The 14,027-nt window shown below is 73.7% G+C and carries 7 protein-coding genes; all 7 read right to left on the minus strand.

The annotated features are described in order from the left end of the window. Positions 1-31 precede the first annotated feature (31 nt). The 7 genes from AC5WRT_RS03820 to AC5WRT_RS03850 all read right to left on the minus strand — a co-directional run bounded on the left by AC5WRT_RS03820 (position 32) and on the right by AC5WRT_RS03850 (position 13,943). Positions 32-1,645, minus strand: coding sequence for a succinic semialdehyde dehydrogenase (locus AC5WRT_RS03820; protein WP_496092974.1), 1,614 nt, complete (start codon positions 1,643-1,645; stop codon positions 32-34). 136 nt (positions 1,646-1,781) lie between these two features. Beyond that, positions 1,782-2,714, minus strand: coding sequence for a serine/threonine-protein kinase (locus AC5WRT_RS03825; protein WP_496092975.1), 933 nt, complete (start codon positions 2,712-2,714; stop codon positions 1,782-1,784). Positions 2,715-2,894: 180 nt separating this feature from the next. Beyond that, positions 2,895-4,622 (minus strand): serine/threonine-protein kinase, encoded by a 1,728-nt coding sequence (locus tag AC5WRT_RS03830; protein ID WP_496092976.1) that lies wholly within the window; start codon positions 4,620-4,622, stop codon positions 2,895-2,897. Between the two features lie 571 nt (positions 4,623-5,193). After that, on the minus strand, positions 5,194-6,876 hold the full coding sequence (locus tag AC5WRT_RS03835) for a serine/threonine-protein kinase (protein ID WP_496099944.1): 1,683 nt from the start codon (positions 6,874-6,876) through the stop codon (positions 5,194-5,196). Between the two features lie 149 nt (positions 6,877-7,025). Then, positions 7,026-9,848, minus strand: a complete 2,823-nt coding sequence (locus AC5WRT_RS03840) for a serine/threonine kinase C-terminal domain-containing protein (RefSeq protein WP_496099924.1) — start codon at positions 9,846-9,848, stop codon at positions 7,026-7,028. Positions 9,849-9,980: 132 nt separating this feature from the next. Further along, entirely contained in the window at positions 9,981-11,999 is a 2,019-nt protein-coding gene (locus AC5WRT_RS03845) for a serine/threonine-protein kinase (protein ID WP_496099925.1), read from the minus strand. 237 nt (positions 12,000-12,236) lie between these two features. Then, positions 12,237-13,943, minus strand: coding sequence for a glycerol-3-phosphate dehydrogenase/oxidase (locus AC5WRT_RS03850; protein WP_496092979.1), 1,707 nt, complete (start codon positions 13,941-13,943; stop codon positions 12,237-12,239). Positions 13,944-14,027 lie beyond the last annotated feature (84 nt).

Below are 14,027 nucleotides of genomic sequence, written 5' to 3' on the forward strand. Positions count from 1 at the left end.
TTCCGAACGGAGTCGGCGGACGGGGGGACTTCTAGCGGAACCGGAACGCCTTCATCAGCCGCAGACTCGTGCTCATGAACCGGGCGTAGCCCTCGTCCGTCATGCCCAGGGAGGGCGCCATGGGCAGCAGCCGCTGCTGGGCCACCGTCTGGGCCTCCGTGTACTTGAGGATGCCCTCGGAGCCGTGGCGGCGGCCGAGGCCGGAGTCCTTCATGCCGCCCATCGGGGACTGCACGCTGCCGTAGGCGGGCGCGTAGCCCTCGTTGACGTTGACCGTGCCCGTGCGCAGGCGGGCGGCGATCTCCCGGCCGCGCCGGGCGTTGTCCGTCCAGACGGAGGCGTTGAGGCCGTACGGGGTGGCGTTGGCGCGCTCGACCGCCTCGTCGTCGGTCGTGAAGCGGTAGATCGAGACGACCGGCCCGAAGGTCTCCTCCTCGCACACGGACATGGAGCCCTCCACGCCGTCCAGGATGGTCGGCTCGAAGAAGTACGGGCCGATGTCCGGCCGGGCGACCCCGCCCGCGATCACCTTCGCGCCCTTCGCGACGGCCTCCTCGACATGCCGCTGGACGGTCTTCAGCTGGCGCTCGCCGACCAGCGACCCCATGTCCGCACCGTAGGCGAGAGAGTTGCCGAGCCGCATGGCCTTGGTGCGTGCGGCGAAGCGCTCCAGGAAGGCATCGGCGATCGACTCGTGGACGTAGAGCCGCTCGATGGAGATGCACAGCTGTCCGGCGGAGGAGAAGCAGGCGCGTACGGCGCCTGCGGCGGCCTTCTCGACGTCGGCGTCGTCGAGGACCAGCATGGCGTTCTTGCCGCCGAGTTCGAGGGAGACGCCGACCAGGCGGGCGGCGGCGCCCTGGGCGACCTCGCGGCCGGTGCGGGTGGAGCCGGTGAACGAGACGTAGTCGGCGTGCCTGACCAGCTCGGGGCCGACGACCGGGCCCTCACCGAGCACCACCTGGAAGACGCCCTCGTGCAGCCCGGCCTCGATCAGCAGGTCACGCGCCCACAGGGCGGTCAGGCAGGTCTCGGTGTCCGGCTTCATCACGACCGCGTTGCCGGCCACGAAGGCGGGCAGCGCGTCGCCGACGGACAGCTCCAGGGGGTAGTTCCAGGGGGCGACCTGGCCCACGACACCGCGCGGGTGGCGGATCTCGGTGACCTTCGTGAGCGCGGGGACGGCGCCGGTGTGCCGCTTCGGCCGCAGATAGGCGGCTGCCCGGCGGCCGTAGTGGCGGGCCGCGACGGCGACGGCCTGCACCTCCTCGTGCGCGTGCAGCCGGGCCTTGCCGGTCTCCAGCTGGATCAGGTCGAGAACCTCGGCCTGCCGCTGGAGCACCAGGTCGTGGAAGCGCAGCAGGACGGCCGCCCGCTGCCGTACCGGGGTCTTCTCCCACACGGCCTGGGCGGCGCGCGCGGCCTCGAAGGCCCGCTGGACGTCCTCGGGCGTGGACTCGGGCAGGTCGGCCAGCTTCTCGCCGGTGAACGGTGTGTGGTTGGCGGTACGGCCGGAGCCGGTGACGCCCTTGGTGAGCTGGGCCACCAGTTCCGGCGTGACCACGTCGGCGGCGGTGCGCACACCTTCGGGGGCGGGCGCGAGCGGGTTGGTGCCGGTGCTGTCCGGGGCCTGCGTGTCCGTCATGACGCGCAGGGTATGCCGCGTCGCGGCCTTTGTGTACCCGTCGGTAATGGGGATTCACCGAGTACCCACACGATGCCAGTGATCACTGGCAGCGAATGTGCTGATCAGGGCGTTGACACGGTGATGAGCGGAAGGATCAGCCGAGTCCGGCTTTTTTCGCCAGGAGCATCCCGAGGGCGGTGCGGGGGGTGCGGCGACGCGGCGCGGCGGAGGCGGGGACTTGCGAGGCGTCCGGACCGGGGGCGGTGGTCGCCGGGCGAGGCGGAGCGGTACCGGGGGGTGTGGCATGAGCGTGGCCCGGTGCGCAGGCCTCCGTGTCCACGGACGTGCGGCCGAAGTACTCCCGCAGTGCCGCCGTCACCTCCTCGGCTCCCGGCCGTGCCTCTGGCTCGTCGGCGCGCAGCCGGTCGAGCAGGGGGCCCAGCGGGCCGGGGTCCGTGTCCGCGAGGGCGGCGCGCAGCAGGACTCCGAGGGACCACAGGTCGGAGGCGGGCCCGGCGCCGGGCCCGGCGGCCCGCTCGGGGGCGACGAAACCGGCGGGCGCGTCCGTCCGGTGCCCGGCACCGGTTCCGAAGTCGGTGACGACCACTCGCCCGGTGCCGGACTCCAGCAGCACGTTGGTCGGTTTGACGTCCCGGTGCACGATGCCGACGGCGTGTGCGGCGCGCAGCGCCCCGATGACGGCGAGCCCGATCCGGGCGGCCTCCGCGACCGGGAGCGGGCCGCGCCGCAGGATCTCCCGCAGCGACTCGCCCTCCACCAACTCCCTGACGGTCCACGGGACATCGCCTTCGATGACGACGTCGTACACCGTGACGGCGCAGGGATGGCGCACCCGGGCGGCGGCGCGGGCTTCGCGGTGGAGGCGGTGGGCGATACGGCGGCTGTCCTCGTCACCTGCCGGATCACCGGGCAGCGCCGGCTCCTTGAGAGCGACTTGGGCGCCGTCGTCGTGCAGGTCCCAGGCCCGCCAGACGGTTCCGGCGGGCCCCGATCCGAGGCGTCCGGCCAGCCGGTAGCGGCCCCCGATCAGTCGTGCGTCGGGCGGGTGTTCGCCGTCTCCACTCATGTCACATGAGTACCGTGCACACCATGCCCTTGTCGAAGGGGAACGCGGCCGGTCGGAGCAGCCCGGCCGTGGTGGGTGCCCGACTCCCCGTCTCGGCTCATGTGTCGTCCGTGTCGCGGCACCTGCATCCGCAGACGCAGGCAGGGCGAACCGGTCACGGCCCCGTGACCGAGCGGCCGTTCAGGAACCGGGCCGGAAGGTGTCGACCGCCACGTCGAAGTGCTCCCGCGCCTCGCGCACCTCGCCGACCGGCGCCGACACCCACACGTCGTACATCCGCCCGCCCTCCTCCCAGCACAGGTCGTAGGTGTGGCGCGGGCCCTCCGCGCCGCTGAAGCCGTTCCAGGTGAACTCCCACAGTGCGGCCGGGTGTCCGTCGTGCGTGGTGCGGGTGACCCGGCCGTCGTGGTAACCGGGGTTGGTGGACGGGCCGTCGGCGGCGGAGCGCTCCATCACGGCCTGCGGGCCGCCGGGTTGGGGCTCGGCGACCTTGATGCCGAGCCGGAAGGTGCTGCCCGGTGAGAGATAGAAGACGCGCTCGCCCTGCGGACTGCGGGTGAAGTCGTCCGGTACGGCGAGGGAGAAGCCGGCCGGGTCACGGGCCGTGCGGTAACCGGAGGGCGCGGTGGGCGAGTCGGTACGGGCCGAGCCGGTGGCGGTCGGGCGTGCCGTGGTGGAGGCGGGGGCCGTGGAGGGCGCGGTGGTGCTCGTCCCGGTCCCGGTCGCGGGCGAGGTGGCCGTACCGCCGGGGCTGCCCCCGCCCCCGCCGCCGTCCTGGTGCAGCAGCAGTGCCGCCGCCGACACCCCGGCCCCGGCCAGCGCCGCGACGAGCAGGGCCGCGACCAGCACCCCGCGCGGGGAAGGCGTCCGGGCCGAGGCGGGCTGGGCGGCCGGCGCGGAACCGGCCGACGGTCGCGCCTCACCGTGCGGAAGGTCCTGCTGGGTCGGCGAGTACGGCGCGCCGGCCTGGTGCGCACGGCTCGTCGCCGCGGACCTCGGGGTGAGGCCCGCGCCGATCCGGTGCATCAGGCCCGAGGCGGTGGCGGCGCCGGGCGACGGGTCCGCCTGAGGCGTCCGGCCCGTCTCCAGGTACGTCCGCAGCATCCGCTCGGCCTCGGCCGCGCCGAGCCGCCGGTCGGGGTCGCGTTCCAGCAGCCCCCGTACGACCGGCAGCAGTGGCCCGGCCTCGTCGGGTGGCCGGATCTCGGCGGCGACCACGGCGTGCAGGATGCCGCCGAGCGAGTCGCGCCGGAACGGCGACTCCCCGCTGAGCACCGTGCACAGCAGTGCGCCCAGCGACCACAGGTCGGACTCCGGGCCGGTGTGCAGCCCCGACATCCGCTCCGGCGCGGTGTATTCGGGCGAGCCGACGAAGGAGCCGGTCTCGGTGAGCGTGGTGGCCCCCGCGACCTGAGCGATGCCGAAGTCCGTCAGCACGACGCGGCCGGTGCCCGACTCGATCAGCACGTTCGCGGGCTTGATGTCCCGGTGCAGGACCCCCGCGTCGTGCGCGGTGCGCACCGCGCTGAGCAGGGCGACACCGATCCGGGCGGCCTCGGCGGCGTCGACCGGCCCGTCCCGGGCGATCCGGTCGGCGAGCGAAGTGCCCTCGATCAACTCCATGACCAGGTAGGGCCGCTCGTCCTGCTGCACCACGTCGTGCACGACGATGATGTGCGGATGCCGCAACTGGGCCACGGCCCGGGCCTCGCGAAAGGTGCGGTCCCGGCGCCGCCGGGCGTCCTCCTCGGCGAGGGCGTCGTCCGGGAGGAGTTCCTTGACCGCGACACGCCGGCCCAGCACCTCGTCGACGGCCCGCCACACGACGCCCATGCCGCCGCGCCCGATGCGTGCCTCCAGGCGGTAACGGCCCGCGATCACACGGAAGACGTCCCCCTCGGTCCCCATGCGCCCCATCATGCCGCATCGGACGGACGCCTTCCGGGACGGCGATCGGCCAAGTATGCCGTTGCCCCGAGGCAGCCGGTGGCACGCTCCGGGGATCTCAGCCTCGGCGCGGACCGCGCCGGCCCGCGTTGTCCATGCAGATCCGGGAGCGACCGGCTCGGCACACCAGCGGCCCGGTGGCGCGCGAGGGCTCCTGGGAGCCGGTGAGTTCGGCCCGTTCTCGGCTGCGTGACCAGGTCGGGCGGGCGGCCAGGGCGATCATTTTCGGCCACAACATGTCTTGAAAAAGATGCAAAGCATGGCAAATCACCGAGGCAGGCGCGCCATACAGGACAAAACGGGTGGCTTGAATCATGCTGTCCTGTGAATCACGAAACCCTTACCTTTTCCTGTACGGGGTCGGCCCACGGGCCCCTTGGTGATGTCGGCCGGCGGCCCCGCGACCGAGGCCGGCGCCGGACGGCATCGAGCGGAGGGCGGATCGGAGGCAGGACCCGGCCGCTTCCCCCGCACCCGCTCCGGGGCGACGAGAGCGACCACGCCGACAGCGGAACCTTCCGTTCCACTCGGATCAGTGCTCTTGGAAGCCCCGCAGGATCCAGTCGAACTGCTTTCTGGTGGAGGCCCAGTCGTCGGCCGGCGAGGCCGCGTAGATGGCGTACTCGGTGCCGTCATTCTCCATGTACGCGACGTCGATCGCGTGGTAGGGCCCCGGGAAGTAGTGCGGCGGGTCCTTGGCCAACGCGTTCCACGTGTACTCCCAGCGGACGCCCGGCAGGTCGCGGAAAGGCTCCTCCTTGAGGCTCAGCCGCTTGTAGTCCAGCAGCCGCCGTGAGACCTGCTGGTCCAGGTTGCTCATGTGCTCGTACGAGGTGCGGAAGTCCGGCGCGGTGTCGACGGCGACCCGCACGAGGTGCTTGCCCTTGTCGGGCGAGTAGTCGACCTGCCGGAGGCCGTCCTGGTCGATGGAGACGGACCGCTTCCACCCCTTGGGCAGCGAGATGCTGAAGCCCACCGGGTCGTGACGCCGCTCCCAACCGACGGGAACCGCCCCCTGAGCGCCCTTGCCGCCCGGCGTGGCACCGGCATCGGGACCGGCACTCGGATCCAACGACACAGAGGCCGAGGCGCCGTGGCTGCCCGTGCCGAACTGCTGCAGCACGACCGCCACACCTCCGCCGACGATCGCGGCGAGGGCGACCACCAGGGCGAGCGTGCGCAGCCTGCGGCGCTTGGGCGGCCGTACCGGCTGCCCCTGCGGGACGGGCGTGTGGTGCCCGGGACCCGTGCCGAACGGACCGGCGACCCGCGTCGGCCCGGTCACCGGCGGATGCGGCGTTCCGGTGGTCCTCTCCGCGCCGCCGCGCGTGGGGCCCGTCTGCGCCTCGGACTGGAAGCGGCCGTGCTGCGTGGGCACGTACACCTGCGCCGCGCTCGGCCGCCGCCCCTCCGCGGCTTCGGCGAGCATCTGCTCCGTCTCGTCCGCGCCGGGCCGTCGTGCCGAGTCCTTCTGCAGCAGGGCGGTGATGACAGGGCCGAGCGGACCTGCGTACCGCGGTTCGGTGGCCTCCTCCTCGACGACCGCCTGCATGGTGCTCAGCGGTGAGGTGCGGCGGAACGGCGAACGGCCCTCGACCGCCGTGTACAGCGTGGCGCCGAGCGCCCACAGGTCCGAGGAGGGGCCGGGATCCTGGCCGCGCACCCGCTCGGGGGCGAGGTAGTCGACCGAGCCGACGACCTCTCCGGTACGCGTGATGGTGGAGTCGCCCTCGATCTGGGCGATGCCGAAGTCGGTGAGCAGCACCCGGCCGTCGCGGCCGAGCAGGACGTTGCCGGGCTTGACGTCCCGGTGCAGCACGCCGGCGGCGTGCGCGGCACGCAGCGCCCGCAGCACCCACAGTCCGATGCGCGCCGCCTCGCGCGGCTCGACCCGGCCCTGCTCCTTGACGGCGTCGGCCAGCGAGTTGCCCTCGACCAGTTCCATGACGATCCACGGCCGGCCGTCGTGTTCCAGGACGTCGTGCACGGTGACGACGGCGGAGTGGTTGATGCGCGCGGCGGCGCGGGCCTCCGCCCGGGTGCGAGCGAGGAGGACGGCCCGGTCGCTGTCGGAGACGTAGAGCGCGGCAGTCAACTCCTTGACGGCGACCGTCCGGTGCAGCACCTCGTCGTGGGCGCGCCACACCCGGCCCATGCCGCCGCTGCCGATGGAATCGGCGAGCCGGTAGCGGCCCGCTATCAGCAGGCCCTGCATCTGATTCACGTTTCCCCGCAATGCTCTTGACAGGGTCAGACTAAGGACCGGTCCACCCGCTGGGAACCAGCGGGGTACCAAGGTGACAGCACTGTGACGCTTGTCGCCGCCCGAACCGGCCACGACCGGTCACCCGGTATACGCGGCGCTCAACCCGTGTAGCGGTACGTCGCCGTGGCCTGCTCGTACAGCTGGGTCACCTGGTCCCGCTGGGCCTCCGGGCCGCGCACCTGGACGATGTGGTAGCGGCCGTTCAGCAGGATCGCCATGTTCCGCACGAACAGGTCGCGGCCCTGGCCGTCGGTCCAGGTGAACTGTCCCTCGGCCATGGTCCGGCCGCCCACCTCGATGGTTCGCAGTCCGGTGGCCGTGGCCCAGCTGGAGTCGCGGTACGGCTGGAGTTCGCTCTCCTTGTCGCGCTGATAGGCCATCGGGTCACTGCCGTAGGCGGAGGCGCTGTCCCGTCCGGGGACGACGATCAGCTCGAAGTTCCCGTGCGAGTACACCACTTCACCGCTGCCGTTCTTCGGGGCGCGGGCCCAGCCCTCGGCGACGGCGACCGTGAACCCCTCGGGGTCCTTGCGCAGGGTGAAGCCGTCGGCGGAGGAGGAGTCGCCGCCGGTCTGCGGCTCGGTGGCGGGGGCGGAGGCGGAGGGGGTGCCGTGCTGCGCCGGAGCGGGCTGCGAGGTGTGCGAGGGCGCGGGGCCGACCTGTCCGGCGGCGCCGGTACGCTCGCTGCCCGCGGCGCCGTTCCCTCCCTGTTCGGGCATGAACAGCATCGCGTAGGCGATCGCACCGGCCAGCAGGAGCAGGATCAGCAGGAGCAGGATCCGGCCGAGACTGCGCGGTGAGCGAGCCTCCTCCCGGGCGCGTTCAGGGGCCCGCTTGTGCCGGCCGTGCGACGGGGGGGCCTCGGGCAGCCGTCCGCGCCGCCGCCGCATCCGCACAAGCTCGCCGCGGCGCCGGACGATCGGCAGCCGGCTGGGGTCGGCGGGCGGCACCGGTACGACACGGGTGCCGGCGTCCGGTTCGGGCGCGGAGCGCACCAGCGAGCGCAGCCAGCCGCTCAGCTCCTCGAAGTCCGGGCGTTCGGTGGGGTCCTGACGCAGCAGCGACTCCACGACCGGCCGGAGCGGGCCGCACTCCTCGGCGAATGCGGGCGGCTCGGCGCACACCAGCTGCACCAATTCGGCCGCCGCCTCCTCCGGGTACGGCGCGTGTCCCTGCACCGCCCGGAACAGCAGCGCGCCCAGCGCCCAGAGGTCGGTCGCGGGTCCGACCGGCGCCGCCAACTGCCAGTTCTCGTGCACGGGTCCGGCCTGCTCCGGCGCCCACCGCTCGGTCACCGGCCCCACGACGGTCATCCGCACCTGGCGCGCCCGCTCGGCCGCCAACGCGGTCCCGGTGCCACGCCGAGCCGCGCTCAGGGGAGTTCCGGCGCCGTTCCAGTGGGAGTGGGGGACGTGGTGGAGGGGGCCGGTGGCGTCCGGGGGCCGGGTGGAGCCCTGACGCTCGTGACCGGTGCCGTCAGGAGCCGGGTCGTCGCCGGGGCGACCGGGGCCGGTGCCGCCGGGGATGGTGGCCGGGGCCGGGAACTGGCCGCGGACGGAGGGGAGGCCGGGGTCCCGGGGTGCCGCGGGGAGGCCGGGGCGCTGGGGGGCACCGGGCAGGGACAGGGAGGCCTCGGCGGCACCGGGGCGCGGGGAGGCGCCGTGCCAGGGGGCGGCCCGCACCCCGTAGGGGTCGGCGATCCGTCCGGGCGGGGTGGCGGTGTCCGGCCCGCCGGGATACGGCGACCGCGCCGCCGTACCGTCTGCGCCGGTGTCGCCCTCGGCGGGCGGCCGGGCGCCGGGCAGGGCGGCGCGCCCGCTCTGCCGGGCCTCCTGCACCCGCGCGGCGGCACGCGCACCCGCGCGGTACGCGGCGATGGCCCCCGCGCGGGCGGCACGGACGTCCGCGCCGTTCTCCAGCTGCCGCTGTCCCGCGGTGCCGGGCACACCGCTGCCACCGGACACCTCGTCGGCGCCCGGCCCCGGCAGCCCGCCGGCCGCCCTCGCCCGGATCGCGGCCCGGCGCGCGGCCTCGGGATCGACGTCGGCGGAAGGGACCCCGGTGGAGGCTTGGGAGGGAAGTCCGACCGCCCCGGTCGCCCCACCGGTCGTACCACCTGGGCGGATCTCCGCGCCGGCGGTCTCCCCCCAGTCCCCGGCGAGCGGCGTCGGCTCCGTGCCCGAGCCGGAGCGGGCGCCCTGCGGCCCCGCTCCTTCGGCCACCGCCGCCGCGCCGGGCGTGCCCTCCGCCGCACCCTCCCGGGCCGGCACCGGGTCGTACCCGCACAGCGCCTCCTCCGCGGCGCCGACGGCGAGGCCGGTGAGCATCACCCGGCCGTCGTCGCAGACCAGCACCGTACGGGCGGTGATGTTGCGGTGTACCCAGCCGTGGCCGTGCAGGACCCGGAGCGCCATGAGAACGTCGGCGGCGACCTCCGCCGCCCGGTACGGCGAAAGCGGCTGCTCGGCGAGCAGCGCGGCCAGCGGGCGCGCTGCCACCAACTCGCTGACGATCCACAGCGACCCGCCCTCGGCGAACACGTCGAAGACCTGGTCGAGGCGCGGATGGTCGGGGATGCGGGCCGCCGCCTGCGCGGCCTCGACGGCGCGCCGCACGGCAGGGTCGGACGGCCGCCGGGTTGCCGCCCGGGTGTCGGCCGTCCGCCGCCGCCCGGCCGCCGCCCTGCGCTCACGCGCTGTGAAGCCCTCGGGCAGCCCCTCCGCGTCCAGCACCTCGGCCTCGACGACCTCCGGCAACGGCACCTGACGGACGAGCACTTCCTGACCGCTGTAGGTGTCGAAGGCGCGGGTCTCGGTGAGTTCGTACTCGTCGGACGGCGGCAGCGGCAGGCGGTAGCGGTCGGCGAGCACCCGACCCGCGTAGTCGTCCACGTTGCCTCCCCCGGCCACCTGGTCGGTCACATCCGTTCGCCTCGCGGCCCGTTCCGCACATGCTTCCGGCTGCGTACGGTCCGCAACCATTCACGATACGTGCCGGAGGCGACCCGCACGGAGTGGATGACGGATTCCCGGGCCCAAACCGGGGCTCGTCGCCTAGGACTTGGGCTTGAACGAGCCGGTGAGCGTCTTCCAGGTGTCCTTGCGCAGCGCGCTGTCCCAGTTCGCGGCCTTCGCGGTGTACATCAGTCCGTAACCGAGACGGCCGCCCACCACGAACCCGCGGTCGATGGTGCGGTACTCGGTGCCGCCGTCCACGTAGGTGAACTCCCAGTCGGCCGTGTTCCAGCTGCGGTAGTCCACCTTCTCGATACGGATCCGGTGGTACTGGGCGCGCACCATGGCGTGCTCCTGGTTCTCCCAGTCCGCCACCGGGTCGTCCTTGGGGCTGCCGGTCCAGCCGATGAGCAGCTTCTGCCCGTCGGGACCCGTGTAGCGGTCGCCCGCGCCGTCGGTGGACTGGTACGACCATCCCTTGGGCAGGCCGATCGAGTACCCCTGACCGCCCTTGCGGGTCGACACCACCGGCGCGCCGGTGCCGCCCTGGGAACCGGAGCTCGCGTCGACGGCGGTGCCCGACGCGGAACCGGCTCCGGCCGACGACGGGCTCGCCCCGTCGGTGCGGGCCGCGCCGCCCGTCGCCTTGTCGCGCTCGTCCCGCTCGGTGGACGCGCTCGCACTCGCCGCCGCCTTGGCCGCGCCACTCTTGCCGCCCTTGTCGTCGCCGTTGAAGGCGAGGGCCAGCACGGTGCCCAGCACGGCGAGGGCGATCACCACGGCGATGATCACCAGGGTGCGCCGGGGCACCACGTCGGTCAGCGGCGCCCTGGGCACCGGTCGTGGCGGCAGGTCGAGGTCCGGCGGCGGCACCACCGGCCAGCCCGAACTGGGCTTGCTCGCGCTGGAGTCCGGTACCGCGGCGGCACCGGCGACGGGACCGCTCTGCCGTCCGGCGGATCCGGCGCCGAGGCCGCCGGAGGAGACCGGCCGCGTCCCGCCCTGGATGCCGGGACGTGCCCCGGCCACGGCACCGCCCGGGCCCGCAGGCTCACCGGGTCGCGGCGCGGCCGTGTCGCTCTTCGTCCGGGCCGACGTCGCCGCGCCGGCCGCCTTGCGAACCGAACGCAGCGCGCCGCGCAGCTTGTCCGCGGGGTCCTCCCCCCGCTTGCCCCCGCCCCGACCGTCCTCGGCGGGATCGGGCTGCGCCGGCAGCGGAACCACCCGCGTGGCGTCCAGCGGCTCCGGCTCGGGCGCGTGGATCACCGCGTCGAGCATCGCCCGGGCCCCGGCGTCGTCGAGCCGCTTGGCCGGGTCCTTGGTGAGCAGGCCGTGGATGACGTCCCTGAGCGGGCCCGCATTCTTGGGCTCCTCCAGCGGCTCGGTCATCACCGCGGTGAGTGTGGCGATCGCCGAGCCCTTGTCGTAGGGGGGCACGCCCTCGACCGCCGCGTACAGCAGACCGCCCAGCGACCACAGGTCGGCCGCGGGGCCGGGTTTGTGGCCGCGGGCACGCTCGGGGGAGATGTACGAGGGGGCGCCGACGAGCATGCCGGTGGAGGTGATCGAGGGGTCGCCCTCGACCTGCGCGATGCCGAAGTCGGTGAGCACGACCCGGCCGTCCTCGGCGATGAGCACGTTGGACGGCTTCACGTCCCGGTGCAGGATGCCCTCGCGGTGCGCGGAGCGCAGCACGTCGAGGATGGCGAGTCCGACCTCGGCGGCGCGCCTCGGCTCCAGCAGGCCGTCCTCGCGGATGACCTCGGCGAGGGACTTGCCCTCCACCAACTCCATGACGATCCACGGCCGGTCGTCCTCGTCGACCACGTCGAACACCGTCACCGCGCTGTTGTTGCGGATCCGGGCGATCGCCTTGGCCTCGCGCAGCGTGCGCGTGATCAGGCGCCGCTTCTCCTCCTCGTCGATGTTCGACGGGAACCGCAGCTCCTTGACGGCGACCGTCCGGCCCAGGGTCTCGTCCTCGGCGCGCCAGACCGTGCCCATCCCGCCCCGGCCCAGCACGTCTCCCAGCCGGTACCGCCCGGCGAGAAGACGGCGCTCGCTCTTGTCCTGACGAGTCCCCTGGCGAGATGTACCCGCCCGCTCCGCCTCCGACATGCGTCCCCTCATACAACCCGCCCTGACAGAGGCTCCATTGTCTCTCACCCGACAAGTGGCGAGCGCCCAGGGTGCCCGTGTCCGCGGCCCGGGCCACGCATACCGGGAGGTCACCGGAAGCAAACGCTCCGCCTACTGGGACGAGGGGCGGCAAGACAGGAGGAAACGGAAGGTTGACGCCGTATCAGGCCCTGCGGCCGGGACGGACGCGCGGGGTTCCGCCAGGGCCCGGTGCCGCTACAGCGGGACGATGTCCGGCGCGCCCAGCCGTGCCGCGTCCGCCGTGAGATCGTCCGGCTGGCGCTGGGACTCACGCTCGGCCTCCACCCGCTTCTCGTAGTGCTGGACCTCGCGCTCCGTCTGGTCCTTGTCCCAGCCGAGGACCGGCGCCATCAGCTCGGCCGCCTCGCGGGCGCTGCGGGTGCCCCGGTCGAAGGTCTCGATGGAGATGCGGGTGCGGCGGGTGAGGACGTCGTCCAGGTGCCGGGCGCCCTCGTGGGAGGCGGCGTACACCACTTCGGCGCGCAGGTAGTCGTCTGCGGCCTGCAGCGGCTCGCCCAAGGCCGGGTCGGCGGTGACGAGGTCGAGGACCTCCTCGGTCATGGAGCCGTAGCGGTTCAGCAGGTGTTCCACTCGGGCCACGTGCAGTCCGGTGCGGGCGGCGATCCGGGCGCGTGCGTTCCACAGCGCGTGGTAGCCCTCCGCACCCAGCAGCGGGGTCTCCTCCGTCACACAGTCGGCGACCCGCATGTGCAGGCCGTGCACCGCCTCGTCGACCGCGTCCTTGGCCATCACGCGGTAGGTGGTGTACTTGCCGCCCGCCACGACCACGAGCCCCGGCACCGGGTGGGCCACCGTGTGCTCGCGGGACAGCTTGCTGGTGGCGTCGGACTCGCCGGCGAGCAGGGGACGCAGACCGGCGTACACCCCCTGCACGTCGTCTCGACCGAGGGGCACCGCGAGCACCGAGTTGACGTGCTCCAGCAGGTAGTCGATGTCGGCGCTGGACGCGGCCGGGTGGGCCTTGTCCAGGCTCCAGTCGGTGTCCGTGGTGCCGACGATCCAGTGCCGGCCCCAGGGGATGACGAAGAGGACGGACTTCTCGGTGCGCAGGATCAGGCCGGTGGTGGAGTGGATGCGGTCCTTGGGCACGACCAGGTGGATGCCCTTGGAGGCGCGCACATGGAACTGACCGCGCTCGCCCACCATGGCCTGGGTGTCGTCGGTCCACACACCGGTGGCGTTGACGACCTGCTGGGCGCGGATCTCGTACTCGCCGCCGCCCTCCACGTCCCGCACCCGTGCGCCGACCACCCGCTCGCCCTCGCGCAGGAAACCGGTCACGCGCGCACGGTTGGCCGCCTTCGCGCCGTAGGACGCCGCCGTGCGCACCAGCGTGGCCACGAAACGGGCGTCGTCCATCTGGGCGTCGTAGTACTGCAGGGCGCCGACCAGGGCGTCCTTCTTCAGGCAGGGGGCCACGCGCAGGGCCTGACGAAGACTCAGGTGCCGGTGCAGGGGCAGGCCTCGGCCGTGGCCGCGCGCCATGGACATCGCGTCGTACAGGGCGACGCCCGAGCCCGCGTACAGCCGCTCCCAGCCCTTGTGCTGCAGCGGGTACAGGAACGGCACCGGCTTGACCAGGTGCGGGGCGAGCCGCTCCAGGAGCAGGCCGCGCTCCTTCAGGGCCTCGCGGACGAGCGCGAAGTCGAGCATCTCCAGATAACGCAGGCCGCCGTGGACCAGCTTGCTGGACCGGCTGGAGGTGCCGGACGCCCAGTCGCGGGCCTCGACCAGACCGGTGGACAGGCCACGGGTGACGGCGTCCAGCGCGGTGCCCGCGCCGACGACTCCGCCGCCGATCACCAGCACGTCCAGCTCCCGCTCCGCCATCGCCGCCAGTGCCTCGGCGCGCTGTGCCGGGCCCAGAGTCGCTGTCCTCACGCTGCCTCCCGCTGTCGCAGACTCGCTCGCGTCGGCCGCACCCCGGTGGGCGAAGCCCGGTTCATTCCCTCCTCATGCCCAAAT

The organism is Streptomyces sp. NTD91, from assembly GCF_059510455.1.